Raw genomic sequence first — 18,685 nt, 5'->3', positions numbered from 1 at the left:
CCCACCACCCACCCAGCGGCACCCTCTAGACGTACCGCTCCAAGATCGACGACTCGGCGAGGCGGGAAAGCCCCTCCCGGACGCTCCGGGCCCGCGCTTCACCCACCCCGTCCACCGTCTGCAAGTCGTCGACGCTCGCGGCGAGCAGCTTCTGCAGACCCCCGAAGTGCTCCACGAGACGGTCGATGATCGCGCCGGGAAGGCGCGGCACCTTGGCGAGCAGACGGAAGCCACGCGGCGAGACCGCGGAGTCCAGCGCCTCCGGGGAGCCGGTGTAACCCAACGCCCGCGCTACCGTGGGCAGTTCGAGCAGCTCCGCATGGGTCAGCGCGTCCAGCTCGAAGAGCGCCTCCTCGACCGTGCGGGAACGCTTGGCGGTCGGCTCCGGTACGTAGTCCCTGACGACCAGTTCGCGCTCGGGCTCGACGCCCGCGATCAACTCGTCCAGCTGCAGGGCGAGAAGACGGCCGTCCGTGCCCAGCTCCACCACGTACTCGGCGATCTCCGTGGCGATGCGGCGCACCATCTCAAGGCGCTGGGCGACCGCGGTGACGTCCCGCACCGTCACCAAGTCCTCGATCTCCAGGGCGGACAGCGTGCCCGCCACCTCGTCCAGGCGCAGCTTGTAGCGCTCAAGGGTCGCGAGGGCCTGGTTCGCGCGGGACAGGATCGCCGCCGAGTCCTCCAGGACCTTGCGCTGCCCGTCCACGTAGAGCGCGATGAGGCGCATGGACTGGGAGACGGAGACGATGGGGAAGCCCACCTGCTTGGACACGCGGTCCGCGGTGCGGTGCCGGGTGCCCGTCTCCTCGGTGGGGATCGTCGGGTCGGGCACGAGCTGCACGCCCGCCCGCAGGATCTTGGTGATGTCCTTGTCGACGACGATGCCGCCGTCGAGCTTGCAGAGCTCGCGCAGGCGCGTCGCCGTGAACTCGACGTCCAGGATGAATCCGCCGGTGCACATCGACTCGACGGTCTTGTCCCAGCCGAGGACGATGAGCCCTCCGGTGTTGCCGCGGAGGATGCGCTCGAGTCCGTCGCGCAGGCCCGTGCCGGGCGCGACCGCGCTCAGGGAGGCGCGCATCAGCCCTTCGGCACCGGAGCTTCCGCCGGGCTTGCCGGGAGCTGACGCCCGGTCGTTGGCTGCCACTGCACTCCTCGGGTCGCGGGTTGTCCAAGCCCCGGTCCGTACGTCTACTTCGTACGGATGGGCGAGACCAGGGCAAAGTCTACCGGCGCTCTTCGTCCTCCCGTGGGGCCTCTCTGCGACGCGACCTCGGAAGGACACGCAGGGCGTCCCCCATGTCGGCGACTTCGGTGACCTTCATACCGGGCGGGACCTTGCCCGGGTCGGCCGGGACGAGGGCGTGTGTGAAGCCCAGACGGTGCGCTTCGGCCAGCCTGCGCTGGACTCCCGTGACCCGTCTGACCTCGCCCGCAAGGCCTACTTCGCCGATCGCGACGAGATTTTTCGGCAGCGGGGTGTCGCTGGCCGCGCTGGCCAGGGCGAGGGCGATCGCGAGGTCGGCGGCCGGCTCGGAGAGCTTCACGCCGCCGACGGTCGCGCTGTAGATGTCGCGCTTGCCGAGTGCCGTGATGCGGCCCCGCTGCTCCAGGACGGCCAGCATCATCGAGACGCGCGAGGTCTCAAGGCCGGAGGTGGTGCGCCGGGGGGAGGGGATCTGGGAGTCGACGGTGAGCGCCTGGACCTCGGCCACCAGGGGGCGGCGGCCTTCGAGCGTGACCGTCAGACAGGTGCCGGGGACGGCCTCCGTGCGGCGCGTGAGGAAGAGGCCGCTGGGGTCGGCGAGGCCGGTGATGCCCTCGTCGTGCAGTTCGAAGCAGCCGACCTCGTCCGTCGTCCCGTAACGGTTCTTGACGCCCCGTACGAGACGGAGGCGGGCGTGGCGGTCGCCCTCGAAGGACAGGACGACGTCCACGAGGTGCTCCAGGAGGCGGGGGCCCGCGATCGCGCCGTCCTTGGTGACATGGCCGACCAGGAGCGTGGACATCGCGCGCTCCTTGGACGCGCGGATCAGCGCGCCCGCCACCTCGCGGACCTGGGCCATGCCGCCCGGCGCCCCGTCGATCTCCGGCGACGCGATCGTCTGGACCGAGTCGAGGATCAGGAGGGACGGCTTCACCGCGTCCAAGTGACCGAGGACGGCGGCGAGATCGGTCTCCGCCGCCAGATAGAGGTGGTCGTCGATGGCCTTGATGCGGTCGGCGCGCAGCCGGACCTGGCTGGCCGACTCCTCGCCGGTGACATAGAGCGTGCGGTGCTCGTCGCTCGCCGACTTCGCCGCGACGTCCAGGAGCAGCGTGGACTTGCCGACGCCCGGCTCGCCCGCGAGCAGCGCCACGGCGCCGGGGACGAGGCCGCCGCCCAGGACGCGGTCGAACTCGGGCACGCCGGTGGAGCGTGCGGTGGCCTGGCGGCCGTCGACCTGGCCGATGGGCAGGGCGGAGGAGGTGACGCGGCCGGGGGCGGTGGTGCGGACCGCGGGCGCTCCGTACTCCTCGACCGTCCCCCAGGCCTGGCACTCGGGGCAGCGGCCGAGCCACTTGGCCGTCTGCCAGCCGCACTCGGTGCAGCGATAGGACGGCCGGTCTTTGCCGGACTTCGTACGGGTGGCCATGAACCGAACCGTAGCGGGCACCACTGACAAGCACGGACAGTGGCGTACGCGATCCGGATCACTGGCGGCGCGGGTCACGGAATCATGGGTTCCTGTCCCCTTTTGAGGGATCTGTTCACCCGTAAGGATTAAATGTGCTCAAGGTGGAGGAAGGGCACGGCATCATCCGCCTAACTTCGCACGGGTGATGAGCAGCAGGCCGGAATCCCCCACGCAAGCAACCGGCGCACACCGGGCGCATCGTGACGCGCGCCAGCGCGTTGTGCCCCGTTCGGTGCCGCAGGCGCCGCCCGCACGCTATGAGCCCTGTCTGGACGGCCTGTTCACGTACTGCCTGTCCGTGCTCTGCGATCACGACGCCGCGACCGCGGCCCTGGGCGACGTGCTCGCCATCGCCGAGCGCCGCGGCTCACGCGTCCCGTCATCCGAGACCGAACTGAAGTCCTGGCTGTACGCACTCGCGCGCTGGGTCTGCCTGCGCGCCCTCGCCGACGCCAAGCGCAAGCGCCAGGGCGCGCACGCCTCCGGACCGGCCTCCCGCGCCCCGAAGGCCGCCGAGCCCGCCGAGCCCCCGGACGAGACGCAGCGGCAGCGTCGCCGTGAACTCGCCCAGCTGGCCTGGCCCGAGGCCGCCGGGACGACGCCCGAGCAGCGCGAGGCCCTGGAGCTTGCTGTACGTCACCAGCTCTCCCCGCAGGAGGTCGCCGCGGTCGTCGGCATGGACGTCGCCAAGACCCGCGACCTCCTGGCGTCCGCGGCCTGCGAGGTGGAGCGCACCCGGGCCGCGCTCGCCGTGGTGGAGACCGGCACCTGCCCGATCGTCGCCCGCCTCACCGGCGACAACCAGCTCCTCCTGGGCACGGCCCTGCGCCGCGAGCTCGTCCGGCACGTCGACGACTGCCCGCGCTGCCGCCGCACCGCCGAGCGCGCCGGATCCGGTGCCTGGCCCGGCACGGCGGCGTCCCCGGCCGCGCTGCCCGTCATCGAGGCCCCGCGGGCCGCCGTGCACGTGGCGATGGCGCACGTCCCGCGCGCGCGGGGCGCCGGTCCGCGCTTCGACCGGCGCGGATTCCCGGTGGACCCCAAGGACCACGCCGCGCGCCGGGACCGGATGCGCGCGCGTGCCGTGACGACGACGGTCGTCGCCACCGTGGTGGCGGCCCCGGTGCTCGCGCTCTGGGCGGCGTATCGCGGGGCGCCGCTGACCGGTGAGGGCCAGGACGGGCGCTCGGTCAGCGCGAGCGAGTCCGGGGACGACGGGATGAACGGCGACCGCAGACGCGAGGACTACGAGAACGCGGGCAATGCCCACACACCGCCCGACCCCCGCTTCACCGCGGGCAGCCGCTCGCCGGACGTCTCCGTGGAGGTCATCAGCGCCGGTTCGCCGCCGTCCCGCTCGGGGACGGGCGCGGGACGCCTGACCGTCTCGGCGCAGCCGAGCGGCGGCACGACGCTGATCACGCTCTCCGCATCGGGGGGCGAGCCGGTCCACTGGTCGGCGAGTTCGGGGGCGTCCTGGCTCTACCTCAGCCGGTCCTCCGGGACGCTCGCGCCGGGGGAGACGTTCACGATCCGGGTGTACGTCGATCACGCGCGGGAGCCGGCGGGCCACTGGAGCGCACGGGTCTCCGTCGCCCCCTCGGGCGCGATCGTCTCGATCGACGGGTACGGCAACGGATCGGGACGCCCGACACATCCAGGCCCCCGGCCGACCCCGAAGCCGACCCCGCCGAAGCCGACGCCCACCCCCTCGACTCCGGACCCGACCCCCACACCGTCGGAGCCGGACCCGACCCCGACCTCGCCGGATCCGACGCCCACTCCGTCGGACCCGGGGAATTCGACGCCGCCGCCGAGTGACAGCGGTGGCCCGAGTCCGAGCGAGGGCTAGTTCTTCCCCGACCCCGCCCCGGGAAGGGGCGGGGTCGGGGTTCCTCTACCGCGAAGGATCCGCAGGGTGCGGTGCAAGCAAGGGCAGCTGAGACGCCAGACGTTCCTCGCACAGCTCGGCGAGCCGGTCGTAGCCTTCCTTGCCCATCAGTTCCGTCAGCTCAGGGCGGTAGGAGACGTACACGGGATCGCCCGCGCCGTGCGCCGACGTCGCCGACGTGCACCACCAGTGCAGATCATGGCCACCGGGGCCCCAGCCCCGCCGGTCGTACTCCCCGATGGACACCTGCAGGATCCGCGTGTCATCGGGCCGGTCGATCCACTCGTACGTCCGCCGGACCGGCAACTGCCAGCAGACGTCCGGCTTCGTCTCCAGCGGCTCGCGCCCCTCCTTCAGCGCGAGGATGTGCAGCGAGCACCCCGCGCCCCCGGCGAAACCGGGGCGGTTCTGGAAGATGCAGGAGCCGTTGTACGGACGCGTCTGGCGCTCGCCGTCGTCGTCCGTCGAGACCCAGCCGGTCTCCGTACCGATGCCGTGGTGCTGCCAGATGTCCGGCGTGAGCCGCGCCACGGACTCGGCGACCCGCTTCTCGTCGTCCTCGTCCGAGAAGTGCGCGCCCAGCGTGCAGCAGCCGTCGTCCGCACGGCCCGCAGCGATGCCCTGGCAGCCACTGCCGAAGATGCAGCTCCACCGAGAGGTCAGCCATGTCAGATCGCAACGGAAGACCTGCTCGTCGTCCGCGGGATCCGGGAACTCCACCCAGGCGCGGGCGAAGTCGAGGCCCTTCTCGTCCGGCTGGGACTTCTGCACCTTCTCCGGCTTCCCCGACTTATTCTTCGACTTCGTTTTGTCGGTCTTCGCCTTTTTCGTCTTTGGCACGTCTCCAGGGTATGCGTGCGGTGCCCGGTCCGAGGACCAGCGACCGCCGTACGCGCAGTAGCGTTCCGTATATGAGACTCGGTGTCCTCGACGTAGGTTCGAACACGGTGCATCTGCTGGTGGTGGATGCCCACCCCGGCGCGCGCCCGCTGCCCGCGTATTCGCACAAGGCCGACCTGCGCCTCGCCCAACTCCTCGACGACGCCGGTGCGATCGGCCCCGAAGGCGTCGACCGCCTGGTCAACACCGTCCGTGACGCGATGGAGGCCGCCGAGGACAAGGGCGTGGAGGACCTGCTGCCGTTCGCGACCTCCGCGGTCCGCGAGGCCAGCAACGCCGACCAGGTCCTCGCCCGGGTCAGGGAGGAGACCGGCGTCGACCTGCAGGTCCTCACCGGAGCCGAGGAGGCCCGCCTCACCTTCCTCGCGGCCCGCCGCTGGTTCGGCTGGTCGGCGGGAAAGCTCCTGGTCATCGACATCGGCGGCGGCTCGCTCGAAATCGCGTACGGCATCGACGAGGAGCCGGACGCCGCGGTCAGCCTGCCGCTCGGCGCGGGCCGTCTGACCTCGGCGTGGCTGGCCCAGGACCCGCCGGACCCCGCCGACGTGAAGGCGCTGCGTCGGCACGCGCGCGCCCAGATCGCGCGCACCGTGGGCGAGTTCAGCCGCTTCGGGGCCCCGGACCATGTCGTGGCGACGTCCAAGACCTTCAAGCAGCTGGCCAGGCTCGCGGGCGCGGCCCGCTCCGCCGATGGCCTCTACGTCCAGCGCGAGCTGAAGCGCAAGTCCCTGGAGGACTGGGTCCCGCAGCTGGCCGCGATGACGGCGGAGGAACGGGCCGAGCTGCCCGGAGTCTCCGAAGGGCGGGCCGGACAGCTGCTCGCGGGGGCGCTCGTCGCCGAGGGTGCGATGGATCTCTTCGGGGTCGAGACGCTGGAGATCTGTCCGTGGGCGCTGCGCGAGGGCGTGATCCTGCGCAGGCTCGACCACCTCCCGCCGAGCTAGGGCACCCGGGTGTGCGGGAGACCACCTGGACCACCTCCCCGGCGCCCAGGCGCGGCCCGTACGCTGTCCCTCGTGGCAGAACCAGTGGTGCGCATCCCGGATGCGAAGGTCGCCCTGTCGACGGCCTCGGTCTATCCGGAGTCGACGGCGACGGCCTTCGAGATAGCGGCACGCCTGGGCTACGACGGTGTCGAGGTCATGGTGTGGACCGACCCCGTCAGCCAGGACATCGAGGCCCTGCGCAGACTCAGCGACTATCACCAGATCCCCATCCTCGCTGTCCACGCCCCGTGTCTCCTGATCACGCAGCGCGTGTGGTCCACGGACCCCTGGGTGAAGCTCCAGCGGGCGCAGGCCGCCGCCGAGAAGCTGGGCGCGTCGACCGTCGTCGTGCATCCGCCCTTCCGCTGGCAGCGCGGGTACGCGAACGCCTTCGTGGAGGGCATCTGGCGGATGGCGGACGAGACGGACGTCCGATTCGCCGTCGAAAACATGTACCCGTGGCGCTACCGCGACCGGGAGATGCTCGCCTACGCCCCCGACTGGGACGTCACCAAGGACGACTACCGCCACTTCACGGTCGACCTCAGCCACACCGCGACCGCCCGCACGGACGCGATGGAGATGATCGACCGCATGGGCGACCGCCTCGGCCACGTCCATCTCGCCGACGGCAAGGGCTCCGCCAAGGACGAGCACCTGGTGCCGGGTCGCGGCACGCAGCCGTGCGCCGAGCTCCTGGAGCGCCTCGCGACGAGCGGCTTCGACGGGCACGTCGTCATCGAGGTCAATACGCGGCGCGCGATGTCCAGCGCCGAACGTGAGGCCGATCTCGCCGAGGCCCTCGCCTACACGCGGCTGCACCTGGCGTCCGCGGTGAAGGTGCCCCGCTCGTGACGGACCCGGCACCGGACGCCGGGGCTCCGCGCCGCAGGGGGCGCCCCTCCCGTACGCAGTCCGCCGAGGGCCCGGCGATGCGGGACCGCATCCTCGAGGCGGCCCGCACCGAGTTCTCCGCCCGTGGGTACGAGAAGACGTCCGTGCGCGGGATCGCCAAGGCGGCCGGGGTGGACTCGGCGCTCGTGCACCACTACTTCGGCACGAAGGAGCAGGTCTTCGCGTCGGCGATCGAGGTGGCCTTCGCGCCCGCGCTCGAAGCGCCCGCCGCGATCGAGGACGGCCCGCTCGACGGCATCGGTGAGCGCCTGACCCGCTTCATCTTCGGCGTCTGGGAGAACCCCGCCACCCGCGTACCGCTGCTCGCGATCGTGCGCTCGGCGGTGAACAACGACACCGCGGCGGCCGTCTTCCGCCGCCTCATCGCGACGCAGCTGCTCGGCAGGGTGGCGCGTCAGGTCGACCAGCCGGACGCGGAACTGCGGGCGGAACTGGCGGCCGCGCAGCTGGTGGGCACGGCGATGCTGCGGTACGTGATCCAGGTGGAGCCGCTCGCGTCCGCGGACCCGGAGGCGATCATCGCGCGGATCGCGCCGGTGGTGCAGGGGCACCTGACCGGCCCCTGACCCCCTCGCGTACGCCGTCCCGTCGGCCGCTGACCGAGACGGCCGTTCCGCCATCCGGACAGCCTGTCCAGATCGTGGAGGGTCGGCGTACCCTCGAAACAGTCGATTCCTATGTCTCTGAGAACTCAGAAGGAGCGAGCGACGATGCCCGAGCTCAGGTCCCGCACAGTCACCCACGGCCGCAACATGGCGGGCGCACGCGCCCTTATGCGTGCCTCCGGTGTACCCGGCGCGGACATCGGGCGAAAGCCGATCATCGCCGTCGCCAACTCCTTCACCGAGTTCGTCCCGGGCCACACCCACCTGCAGCCGGTCGGCCGGATCGTCTCCGAGGCGATCGTCGCCGCGGGCGCCATCCCGCGCGAGTTCAACACGATCGCCGTGGACGACGGCATCGCGATGGGCCACGGCGGCATGCTGTACTCCCTCCCCTCCCGCGACCTGATCGCGGACTCGGTGGAGTACATGGTGGAGGCGCACTGCGCCGACGCCCTGATCTGCATCTCCAACTGCGACAAGATCACCCCCGGCATGCTGAACGCGGCCCTGCGCCTCAACATCCCGACGGTCTTCGTCTCCGGCGGCCCGATGGAGGCAGGCAAGGCCACGCTGGTCGACGGCACGGTCCGAAAACTCGACCTGGTCAACGCGATCAGCGACGCGGTCGACGAGAGCGTCTCGGACGAGGACATCCTGCGCATCGAGGAGAACGCCTGCCCGACCTGCGGCAGCTGTTCCGGCATGTTCACGGCCAACTCGATGAACTGCCTGACCGAGGCCATCGGCCTCTCGCTCCCGGGCAACGGCTCGGTCCTCGCCACGCACACCGCCCGCAAGGCGCTGTACGAGAAGGCGGGCGAGACGGTCGTCGAGATCGCCAAGCGGTACTACGACGGCGACGACGAGTCGGTCCTGCCGCGCAACATCGCCACCCGCGCCGCCTTCGACAACGCCATGGCGCTCGACATCTCCATGGGCGGCTCCACGAACACGATCCTGCACCTGCTCGCCGCCGCGCAGGAGGCCGAGCTCGACTACGACCTCGCCGACATGGACGAGGTCTCGCGCCGCGTCCCCTGCCTGGCCAAGGTCGCCCCGAACGTGGCGCCCGGCGGCACGTACTACATGGAGGACGTGCACCGCGCCGGCGGCATCCCCGCGATCCTCGGCGAGCTGTACCGCGCGGGCCTCCTGAACGAGGACGTGCACACGGTCCACTCCCCGTCGATCAAGCAGTGGCTCGACACCTGGGACGTGCGCGGCGGTTCGCCGTCGGACGAGGCCGTCGAGCTGTGGCACGCGGCCCCCGGCTGCGAGCGCTCGGCGACGGCCTTCTCCCAGTCGAAGCGCTGGGACACCCTGGACACGGACGCCGCGGGCGGCTGCATCAGGGACGCGGCCCACGCGTACTCGAAGGACGGCGGCCTCGCGGTCCTCAAGGGCAACCTCGCGGTGGACGGCTGCGTCGTGAAGACGGCGGGCGTCGACGAGTCGATCTGGACGTTCGAGGGTCCGGCCGTGGTCTGCGAGTCGCAGGAAGAAGCGGTCGACAAGATCCTCAAGAAGCAGGTGAAGGAAGGCGACGTGGTCGTCATCCGCTACGAGGGCCCCAAGGGCGGCCCCGGCATGCAGGAAATGCTCTACCCCACCTCGTTCCTGAAGGGCCGCGGCCTCGGCAAGGCCTGCGCCCTGGTCACGGACGGCCGCTTCTCCGGCGGCACGTCGGGCCTGTCGATCGGCCACGCGTCGCCCGAGGCGGCGTCCGGCGGCACGATCGCCCTGGTCGAGGACGGCGACCGCATCCGCATCGACATCCCCAACCGCGGCATCGAACTGCTCGTCCCGGAGGAGGAGCTGACGGCCCGCCGCGAGGCACTCGGCGGCGTCTACGCCCCCAAGTCCCGCGAGCGCAAGGTCTCGGCGGCACTGCGGGCGTACGCGGCGATGGCCACGAGCGCGGACCGTGGCGCGGTGCGGGACGTGTCGAAGCTGGGCTGATCCAAGCCCGTCATGGAGCTCCCCCCGGCTCTTGGCGAGCCAGGGGGGCTTCGAAGGACGAACCCGGCGAACCGGTAACGAGGGTTCCGCAACCACCCCACCTCGCCCACGCGTCCCCCCAGTGACGAACATGCCAAGGGCGGCCGATCGGCCAAGGCCACGAGCCGCCGCTTCACGGGGGAGAGAAGCATGAGCGAGAACGTCATAGCGCCCGAGAACGTCATAGCGCCGGAATCCGCGGAGGCCATCGAGGCCGCGGCGGCAAGGACGTACGCCATCGCCGCGGACGTCAACGTCCGCTCAGGACCGGGCACGTCGTACAGCAAGGTGGGCCGCGTCTCGGCGGGCACCCGAGTGACGATCCACTGCCAGAAGCCCGGCGAGAAGATCACGGGCCCGACCGGCACATCGAAGCTCTGGGACCGCATCGGCAGCGGCCGCTACGTCTCCGACACGTACGTCCGCACGGGCAGCGACGGCTACGTGGCTCCGCGCTGCTGAGCCACCGCCACTGAGCCACTGCCACTGAGCCACCGCCACTGAGCCCCGCACGCAAGAGGCACATCAGGCAGCATCCGGCAGGGGAAGCCGCCCAGGGTCACTCGGACTTGGGCGGCTTCGTCGCGTCGAACGTGAAGACCGTGTTCTTGGCCGCGGCCACCACGACCACACGCCCCGAAACGGCGACCCGCGGACTGGCGTTCACCTCACCGGCGAGCCCCTCGACCCGCGGATCGGTGTTCCACAGGGTCCTGCCCCGCGGCGAGACGGCGACCACACGCCCGCTGGGCGAGCTGAAGTACAGCGCACCGCCGCTCGCCGTCGGCCCGGAGGCCCCCTCCACACCGGTCTGCCGGGACCACTTCCGGCGCCCGGTCGCGGGATCGACCGCACTGATCATCCCGGTCGGCTCGGTGAAGTAGACGGTGCCGTCCACGACGCCGGGGGTCGCGCCGTACACCTTCTTCAGCGGCCGTGACGAGACGCGGCCACTGCCCGGGTCGACCCGCAGCACCTTGTCGTACCCGACGAACTCGGGGCCCTGCATCCGCTGATGGAGGAGTACGAGCCTGCCGTCGTCGCCGCCCACCGGGTGCACGGGCCCCTGGACCGCGATGCCCTTGCCGAACTTCCCCGACTTGACGTCGAGGGTGTGCAGAACGGGGTGGTGCACCTCGATGTTCGCGACTTCGGCGGCCGGCGCGCACATCGCGTACATCCGCTGGCCCGCGGGGACCGGCGTGCACTCCGAGCCGGCGGGGAACGGCGTCGACCGGAGCAGGCGTCCGCTGTGCGCGTCCCTGGCCTCGATCCGCGTACGGCCCGCGTCGACCGACAGGACGGTCGAGCCGGACAGGACCACGTCCTGGGACCGCCCGGTGAAGATCTGGGACTGGCCGCTGATCGGGCGGGACCACAGTTCCTTGCTGGTCCCGGCGTCCAGCGCCACCACTTCGATGGGCTTGTCGGACGATGTCTCCGGCGGGAGGCGGTAGCCGAGGACGGTGTCGTTCGTGGCGCCCACGATGTGCATGCCCTGCATGGGCACACCGGGGCTCTTGACCTTCCAGATCTCCTTGCCGTCGGAGATCCGCAGCCGGGTGGCGACGACCCCGCCGCCCCCGCAGAACAACGCGTCCCCGCGCGGCACGCACCGCACCTCGTCCGGGATGCCCTTGTCGTTGGGCACGGTCGTGCGCCACGGCCGGAAGCCGGCGGGCAGGGGCGCTTCGGCCGCCGCGACCGTGCGGTCCTTGCCGTCGTCGCCGCCGTCCCCGGTGGATGTGCCGGGCGAGCCGAGCTGGAGCGCCGCGATGCCGCCACCGAGCGCGGCCACGGCGACGGCCGCCGCGAGCACGGGACGCCAGCGGCGGCGCAGGCCGCGGCCGATGAGGGTGCCTTCGGGCGAGGCGGGTGCGGCAGGGGCGGTGGGTTCGGCAGGGGGTGCGGATGCGGCGAGGGACGCTTCGGCGGTGTCACGCCCGGCGGTCCCGTGATCCACTGACCCCGGATCCACTGACCCGTGTTCCGATGACCGGTGATGCTGCGTATCCGTGTCCCGCGTACGGCTGCCCCGCACACCCGCCGCGGACCCCAGCTCCACCGGCAGGTCCCGCAGCAGCTCGAGGAGTTGGTCCGCCGACGGCCGCGCGTCCGGGTCCTTGGCGAGGCACGGCTCGACCACCGCACGCAGGGCGGCCGGAACGGCATCCAACTCCGGTGCCTCGTGCACCACTTGATAGGCCGTCATATATGGGCTGTCCGAGTCGAACGGCCCCTGCCCCGTCGCCGCGTACACCAGCAACGTACCGAGCGAGAAGACGTCGGACCGCGGCCCGACCCCACGCGGCGCCTGCAACTGCTCGGGCGACATGAACGGCGGCGTCCCGATGACCCGCCCCGTCATCGTCAGCGTCTGCTGGTCCGCGGCGCGCGAGATGCCGAAGTCGATGACGCGCGGGCCCTCGGGCGAGAGCACGACGTTCGACGGCTTGAGGTCGCGGTGCACGACGCCCACGCGGTGGATGTCGCGCAGCGCCTCCGTCAGACCGATGGCGAGCGTGCGCAGGTCGGTGCCGGTCAGGGGGCCCTTCTTGGCGATGTGCTGGGCGAGGGTGTGCCCCTCTATATAGGCCGTCGCCATCCACGGGTGCTCGGCCTCCGGATCGGCGTCGACCACGGCGGCGGTGAACGCGCCGCTCACCCGCCGCGCCGCCGCCACCTCCTGCCGGAAGCGGATGCGGAACTCCTCGTCCCCGGCGTACTGCTGGTGGATCAGCTTGATCGCGACAGGGCGCCCCGAAGCCGTACGCGCCAGAAAGACCGTGCCCATGCCGCCCGCGCCGAGCCGTGCCTCCAGCGGATAGCCGCCGATCTCAGCTGGGTCACCTCCGCGGAGCGACACTCTCCCCGACCTCCCCGTCCCGCGTGCACCGGTTTTCGCATGGGCCCATTTACCTGTCCTGGCACCCAAACTAGCCGTCGGGTGGTACGGGAGGGCAAGGCGGGGGACGAATAGGGCGCGCCTCACCCCTGCCCCGCGCCGCCCCGTGGCCACCGCGGGCGATACTCGACGAGTGAGCGCAGATTCCAGCACCCCCGACCGCACGGCCGCGACGGACGCGACGGCCCCCGGCCCGCAGCCCGAGCCCCTCCGCTTCTTCGGCACCACCTGGGTCGGCCACGACAACGGCTACGGCGCGCGCCGCGTCGGCGTCGCGGCGGGCTCGCTGCTCGCGGCGGCCGCAGGCTGCTTCGTGCTGCGTTTCGCGTACGAGGGCATGGCGGTCGCGGACGTGGGCACGTTCGTGAACTTCCTCGTCCTCGTCATGTTCTCGATCTGCAGCGCGATCGCCTTCCGCCGCGCCTGGGAGGGGTTCACCCGCCGCCACGACCCGGCGTCCCAGTCGTCGATGCGCGGCCTCATGACGATCGGTTTCGTCGGCGTCCTCCTCGCCTACTTCTTCCGCTCCCTGACCGAGGCCCCCGGCGAGAAGCTCCACCGCGAGGAGTACGAGGCGGCCCGCGAGCAGTACGCGAAGCGCACGTCACGCCGCACGGGCAACCCGTCCCGAAAGAAGAAGAAGGCCTGAACGACAACTTGAACGACAACTTGAATGACGACTTGAACGACAAGGGGTGACGGAGCCCGGACCCCTGGGGCAAGGATGACCGGCATGACTTCAGCCCCTTCGCACCGCCGTGCTCACTCCTTCAACGCGGCAGCCGCCCAGTACGCGGCCCACCGCCCCTCCTATCCCCTCGCCCTCTTCAACGCCGTCGAGAACCTGGCGGGCCGGCCCCTGGCCGGTGCCCGCGTGCTGGACGTCGGTGCGGGCACGGGCATCGCGACCGCCCTCATGGTGGAGCGCGGCGCCCACGTCGTCGGGGTGGAGCCGGGCGACGGGATGGCGCGCGAGTTCCGCCGCACGCTGCCGGACACGCCTCTCGTACGGGGCGACGGCGACCACCTGCCGTTCGCGGACGGCTCGGCCGACTTCATCACGTACGCCCAGGCCTGGCACTGGACGGACCAGGAACGCTCCGTCCCGGAGGCCCTCCGCGTGCTGCGCCCCGGCGGCGCGCTCGCCCTGTGGTGGAACATCGCGGATCAGGCGGTTCCGTGGGTCGCGGAGCAGGATGCCCGGATCGCCCGCTGCCTGGGATACGACGACGGCGCGCGAAAGACCGCTGACCGCACCGCCGAGCTGACGAAGGCCCTGGACTTCCGCAGCGACCGGATCCGCTGGAGCCGCAGCATCCCCCTCGAATCCCACCTGGCCAACATCAGCAGCCACTCGGCATTCCTGGTCCTGGGCGAGGACCGCACGGCGGCCTTCCTCGCGGAGGAACGCACGGAACTCCTGAAGACCTTCCCCACCGGGATCGTCGAGGAGTACTACGCAACAGACCTCCTGTTGGCCCTCAGCCCCACCCCCTGAGCGGCCCCCGCCCCTTGACGCCCCCGGCGCCGGAGGCGCAATAATCATCACATGATGAATATCGAGGAACCCCGCGCCTCGGAGCCCCCTGCCTCGGAACCCCGCGCCTCGGAACCCCCTGCCATCGAGGCGAGGGACCTGACCGTCGTCCGAGGCCCCCGCACAGTCCTCCGCACCCTGAACTTCACCGTCCCGAAGGGCCAGATCACCGGCCTCCTGGGCCCCTCAGGCTGCGGCAAGTCCACGCTCATGCGCGCAGCAGTAGGCACCCAGGCCAAAGTCACCGGCACCCTGAAGGTTCTCGGCCAACCGGCCGGAGCCCCCGGCCTCCGCTCCCGCATCGGCTACGTCACCCAGAACCCCTCCGTCTACGACGACCTCACCGTCCGCCAGAACCTGGACTACTTCGCCGCCGTCCTGGACCCCGGCCACGGCCCCGCCGCCCACCGCCGCCACGAACACGTCACCCGAGCCATCGACGACGTCGACCTGACGAGCCACGCCGACGCCCTCGCGGGCAACCTCTCCGGAGGCCAGCGCAGCCGCGTCTCCCTGGCGGTGGCCCTCATCGGCGCCCCGGAACTCCTCGTGCTCGACGAACCCACCGTCGGCCTCGACCCCGTACTCCGCCGCGACCTGTGGAACCTCTTCCACACCATCGCCGCCGACCGGGGCACCACGATCCTCGTCTCCTCGCACGTCATGGACGAGGCCGAACGCTGCCACCGCCTCCTCCTCATGCGCGAAGGCGAACTCCTCGCCGACGACACCCCGGAGGCCCTCCGCACCCGCACGGCCTCCGAAACCGTCGAAGCCGCCTTCCTCCACCTCGTCGACGAGGCAATCGCCGCATCCAAGAACGCCGACACCACCCCCACCAGCACCACCCCCAGCAGCAACGCCTCCACCAGGAGCCCCCGATGAACACCCACCGCACCCTCGCCACCGCGGCCCGTGTCCTGCGGCAGCTCCGTCACGACCCCCGCTCCATCGCGCTGATGCTGTTCGTCCCCTGCGTGATGCTGCTGCTCCTGCGCTACGTGTTCGACGGCAGCCCGCAGACATTCGACTCCATCGGCGCCTCGCTCCTCGGCATCTTCCCCCTCATCACGATGTTCCTGGTGACCTCCATCGCCACCCTCCGCGAACGCACCTCAGGCACCCTCGAACGCCTCCTCGCGATGCCCCTGGCCAAGGGCGACCTCATCGCGGGCTACGCCCTCGCCTTCGGATTCCTCGCCGTCATCCAGTCGGTCCTCGCCACCGGCCTCGCCCTGTGGGCCCTCGGCCTCGACGTCACCGGCTCCGCCTGGCTGCTGCTCCTGGTCGCACTCCTCGACGCCCTGCTCGGTACGGCGCTCGGCCTCTTCGTCTCCGCTTTCGCGGCCTCCGAGTTCCAGGCCGTCCAGTTCATGCCGGCCGTGATCTTCCCCCAGCTCCTCCTCTGCGGCCTGTTCACCCCGCGCGACAACATGCATCCGGCCCTCGAAGCGATCTCCAATGTCCTCCCCATGTCGTACGCCGTGGACGGCATGAACGAAGTCCTCCGCCACTCCTCCGTCACCGGCGACTTCGTACGCGACGCCGTCATCGTCGCGAGCTGCGCTGTACTCGTCCTGGCCCTCGGCGCCGCCACCCTCCGCCGCCGCACGGCCTGACCCACCAATGCGAGGATGACCCCACCAAGCTGATGCGCTGACCCGCTCCACACCGAAGCGCTGACCCGCACCTGGAGGGTGACCCACACATGCCCCAGCCCGTCGCAGTCCTCGGCACCGGCAAGATCGGCGAAGCCCTCCTCAGCGGAATGATCCGGGCCGGCTGGGCCCCCGCCGACCTCCTGGTCACCACCCGCCGCTCCGAACGCGCCGCGGAACTGCGCACCCGCTACGGCGTGGACCCCGTCAGCAACGCCGAAGCCGCCAAGCAGGCCGACACCCTCATCCTCGCCGTCAAGCCGCAGGACATGGGCCGCCTCCTCGACGAACTCGCCCCGCACATCACCCCCGACCGCCTGGTCATCAGCGCCGCCGCCGGTATCACCACCTCCTTCATCGAGGAGCGCCTCGCCGACAGCACCCCCGTCGTCCGCGTCATGCCCAACACCCCGGTCCTCGTGGACGAGGGCATGTCCGTCATCTCCGCCGGCAGCCACGCCACGGCCGCCCACCTCGCCCACACCGAAGCGATCTTCGGCGCCGTCGGCAAGACACTGCGCGTCCCCGAGACCCAGCAGGACGCCTGCACCGCCCTCTCCGGCTCGGGCCCGGCGTACTTCTACTACCTGGTCGAAGCCATGACCGACGCCGGCATCCTCCTCGGCCTGCCCCGCGACAAGGCCCACGACCTCATCGTCCAGGCCGCGATCGGCGCCGCCGTGATGCTCCGCGACAGCGGCGAACACCCGGTCAAGCTCCGCGAGAACGTCACCTCCCCTGCAGGCACCACCATCAACGCCATCCGCGAACTCGAGAACCACGGCGTACGAGCAGCCCTCATCGCCGCCCTCGAAGCCGCCCGCGACCGCAGCCGCGAACTGGCCTCCGGCAACAACAGCTGACCGACCGGAGCCGGGGCCCCGGGGCGTGCACCGGCCGCGCCCCCAACGCGGCCCCGCACACCCCGGACACCCTGGACAGCGGGCGGCACCCCGCTACTGCACCTCGCTCACCGGCGGCAGCAGACCGATCGCGCGATAGGCGGTGTCCACCGTCGGCCTGGACATCGCCCTGGCCCGCTCAGCCCCCCGCCGCAACACCTCCTCCACATACGCGGGATCAGCAACCAGCTCCTTGTGCTTCTCCTGCACGGGCCTCAGCATCTCCACCACGGCGTCGGCGGTGTCCTTCTTCAAAGCCCCGTACGACTCATATACACCGCTCAAGCCCTCCGGGTTCCCACTCTCACAGGACGCCAGGATCTCCAGCAGGTTCGAGATCCCCGGCTTGTTCTCCCGGTCGTACTCGACCTCGCTCCCGCTGTCCGTGACCGCGCGCAGGATCTTCTTCCGCACGACGTCCGGCTCATCCAGCAGATAGACGATCCCGGCCCCCGAATCGCCGGACTTCCCCATCTTCGACGTCGGATCCTGCAGATCCATGACCCTGGCCGCCACCTTGGGGTACGTGGCCCGCGGCACCACGAACGTGTGTCCGTACCGCTGGTTGAACCGCACCGCCAGATCCCGGGTGAGTTCGACGTGCTGTACCTGGTCGTCACCGACCGGCACCTGATCCGCCCCGTACGCCAGGATGTCCGCCGCCATCAGCACGGGATAGGTGAGCAGCGAAAGACGCACACTCCCGCCGCGGGCCCGCTCAAGCGCGGACTTCTCCTTGTACTGGATCATCCGCCGCATCTCGCCGTCAGTCGCGACGCACTCCAGCAGATACGAGAGCCGGGCGTGCTCGTCGACATGACTCTGTACGAACACGGTGGCCCGCTCGGGATCGATCCCCGACGCAAGCAACAGCGTCGCCGCCTGCCGACTGAGCCTGCGCACCCGGCCGGGATCGTGGTCCACGGTCAGGGCGTGCAGATCGACGATGCTGAACAGCGACTCCGCGCGGTGCTGATCAACCTCTGCCCACTGCCGTACGGCGCCCAGGTAGTTGCCCAGGGTCAGGTGCCCTGTCGGCTTGATCCCGCTGAAGATCCTCGTCATCTCTCCGCCTCCTGGTCAGGACCGCCGGCCCGACGACCGGGCTCCGGATCCTCCAGGGGAGAAACAAGAAACGGCCGCCGAGTCGGCAGCCGTTGAGTACATGCGTATGTACGGCCGCCGTCAGGCGGCCCACCACAGCTGGGTGTGCGCATGCGTAGTCACGGCTCCCACAGTAGCGCTCGGGGGCCGCCGTGTACCGGGGTTGACACGCCCAGACCGCATACGTAGTGTTCTCCGAGTTGCCCGACGTGAGCGTCGACCCTTGGTCGGTCCCCGGGCAGCCATTCCGCAAGAACCATTCAAGCGATCGATGTCGTGTCTCTTCGATGACCCGTCGTCTGCTCGTTTTCATGCGTATTTGCGAAATGAGGAATCCGCGTTCGAAAGGGCGCCCCCGATTAGGTCGGGAGCCAGGATTCCGCTAAAGTCTCACTCGTCGGAACGGCCCAACAGCCGGGAAGACAAACCCCGCTGACTGGGAATCAGGCCCGAAAGGATCTGGTAGAGTCGGAACCGCCGGAAAGGGAAACGCGAAAGCCGAAAGGCAGGAGCGGAAACCTGAAAGGCACCGAGGAAAATCGGACACGAAAGAGTCTGATAGAGTCGGAAACGCAAGAACGAAGAACAAAAAGAAACACCGAA

At 70.7% G+C, this 18,685-nt stretch carries 16 protein-coding genes; 11 read left to right on the top strand and 5 right to left on the bottom strand.

The window, feature by feature from the left end:
• Nucleotides 1-25: 25 nt before the first annotated feature.
• Both disA and radA read right to left on the bottom strand, forming a co-directional pair.
• Nucleotides 26-1,150: a DNA integrity scanning diadenylate cyclase DisA gene (gene disA / locus AC07AG_RS22580; RefSeq protein WP_361053464.1), complete on the bottom strand. Its 1,125-nt coding sequence runs from the start codon at nucleotides 1,148-1,150 to the stop codon at nucleotides 26-28.
• A gap of 79 nt (nucleotides 1,151-1,229) precedes the next feature.
• A complete protein-coding gene (radA, locus tag AC07AG_RS22575; protein WP_249588569.1) occupies nucleotides 1,230-2,639 on the bottom strand; it encodes a DNA repair protein RadA in 1,410 nt (469 codons plus the stop codon).
• A 187-nt stretch (nucleotides 2,640-2,826) separates the two neighbouring features.
• Between radA and AC07AG_RS22570 the strand changes: the two genes are divergently transcribed.
• Nucleotides 2,827-4,533: a BACON domain-containing protein gene (locus AC07AG_RS22570; RefSeq protein WP_478757114.1), complete on the top strand. Its 1,707-nt coding sequence runs from the start codon at nucleotides 2,827-2,829 to the stop codon at nucleotides 4,531-4,533.
• 45 nt (nucleotides 4,534-4,578) lie between these two features.
• On the opposite strand, the gene AC07AG_RS22565 is transcribed toward AC07AG_RS22570, so the two are convergent.
• On the bottom strand, nucleotides 4,579-5,412 hold the full coding sequence (locus tag AC07AG_RS22565) for a DUF3109 family protein (protein WP_478757112.1): 834 nt from the start codon (nucleotides 5,410-5,412) through the stop codon (nucleotides 4,579-4,581).
• 71 nt (nucleotides 5,413-5,483) lie between these two features.
• On the opposite strand from AC07AG_RS22565, the gene AC07AG_RS22560 reads away from it, so the two are divergent.
• The 5 genes from AC07AG_RS22560 (at nucleotide 5,484) to AC07AG_RS22540 (ending at nucleotide 10,438) form a co-directional block, all read left to right on the top strand.
• The gene (locus tag AC07AG_RS22560; protein ID WP_478757110.1) at nucleotides 5,484-6,416 is read left to right on the top strand and encodes a Ppx/GppA family phosphatase; all 933 of its coding nucleotides are present in this window, start codon (nucleotides 5,484-5,486) and stop codon (nucleotides 6,414-6,416) included.
• 72 nt (nucleotides 6,417-6,488) lie between these two features.
• Nucleotides 6,489-7,313 carry a sugar phosphate isomerase/epimerase family protein gene (locus AC07AG_RS22555; RefSeq protein ID WP_478757108.1) on the top strand — a complete coding sequence of 275 codons (825 nt, stop codon included), beginning with the start codon at nucleotides 6,489-6,491 and terminating at the stop codon, nucleotides 7,311-7,313.
• Nucleotides 7,310-7,939 (top strand): TetR/AcrR family transcriptional regulator, encoded by a 630-nt coding sequence (locus tag AC07AG_RS22550; protein ID WP_478757106.1) that lies wholly within the window; start codon nucleotides 7,310-7,312, stop codon nucleotides 7,937-7,939. The genes AC07AG_RS22555 and AC07AG_RS22550 overlap by 4 nt, the downstream gene beginning before the upstream one ends.
• A 144-nt stretch (nucleotides 7,940-8,083) precedes the next feature.
• A complete protein-coding gene (gene ilvD / locus AC07AG_RS22545) occupies nucleotides 8,084-9,937 on the top strand; it encodes a dihydroxy-acid dehydratase (protein ID WP_478757105.1) in 1,854 nt (617 codons plus the stop codon).
• 189 nt (nucleotides 9,938-10,126) lie between these two features.
• Nucleotides 10,127-10,438 carry an SH3 domain-containing protein gene (locus tag AC07AG_RS22540; protein WP_478757103.1) on the top strand — a complete coding sequence of 104 codons (312 nt, stop codon included), beginning with the start codon at nucleotides 10,127-10,129 and terminating at the stop codon, nucleotides 10,436-10,438.
• Between the two features lie 97 nt (nucleotides 10,439-10,535).
• On the opposite strand, the gene AC07AG_RS22535 is transcribed toward AC07AG_RS22540, so the two are convergent.
• Nucleotides 10,536-12,842: a protein kinase domain-containing protein gene (locus AC07AG_RS22535; RefSeq protein ID WP_478757102.1), complete on the bottom strand. Its 2,307-nt coding sequence runs from the start codon at nucleotides 12,840-12,842 to the stop codon at nucleotides 10,536-10,538.
• A 172-nt stretch (nucleotides 12,843-13,014) separates the two neighbouring features.
• On the opposite strand from AC07AG_RS22535, the gene AC07AG_RS22530 reads away from it, so the two are divergent.
• The 5 genes from AC07AG_RS22530 (at nucleotide 13,015) to proC (ending at nucleotide 16,939) form a co-directional block, all read left to right on the top strand.
• Complete coding sequence (locus AC07AG_RS22530; RefSeq protein ID WP_478757100.1) at nucleotides 13,015-13,530, top strand: EamA/RhaT family transporter; 516 nt, start codon at nucleotides 13,015-13,017, stop codon at nucleotides 13,528-13,530.
• Between the two features lie 84 nt (nucleotides 13,531-13,614).
• Nucleotides 13,615-14,379 (top strand): class I SAM-dependent methyltransferase, encoded by a 765-nt coding sequence (locus AC07AG_RS22525; RefSeq protein ID WP_478757098.1) that lies wholly within the window; start codon nucleotides 13,615-13,617, stop codon nucleotides 14,377-14,379.
• Between the two features lie 51 nt (nucleotides 14,380-14,430).
• Nucleotides 14,431-15,303 carry an ABC transporter ATP-binding protein gene (locus tag AC07AG_RS22520; RefSeq protein ID WP_478757096.1) on the top strand — a complete coding sequence of 291 codons (873 nt, stop codon included), beginning with the start codon at nucleotides 14,431-14,433 and terminating at the stop codon, nucleotides 15,301-15,303.
• Nucleotides 15,300-16,037, top strand: coding sequence for an ABC transporter permease (locus tag AC07AG_RS22515; RefSeq protein WP_478757094.1), 738 nt, complete (start codon nucleotides 15,300-15,302; stop codon nucleotides 16,035-16,037). Before AC07AG_RS22520 ends, AC07AG_RS22515 begins: the two co-directional genes overlap by 4 nt.
• Before the next feature lie 89 nt (nucleotides 16,038-16,126).
• Nucleotides 16,127-16,939 (top strand): pyrroline-5-carboxylate reductase, encoded by an 813-nt coding sequence (proC, locus tag AC07AG_RS22510; protein WP_478757092.1) that lies wholly within the window; start codon nucleotides 16,127-16,129, stop codon nucleotides 16,937-16,939.
• 93 nt (nucleotides 16,940-17,032) lie between these two features.
• Here the strand turns inward: proC and trpS are convergent, their stop codons facing one another.
• Nucleotides 17,033-18,043 carry a tryptophan--tRNA ligase gene (gene trpS / locus AC07AG_RS22505; protein ID WP_478757090.1) on the bottom strand — a complete coding sequence of 337 codons (1,011 nt, stop codon included), beginning with the start codon at nucleotides 18,041-18,043 and terminating at the stop codon, nucleotides 17,033-17,035.
• Nucleotides 18,044-18,685: the final 642 nt, after the last annotated feature.

It is taken from the genome of Streptomyces sp. NPDC044044, from assembly GCF_056434405.1.
The sequence above is the reverse complement of the archived record's forward strand: the minus strand, read 5'-3'. Positions and strand labels throughout refer to the sequence as shown.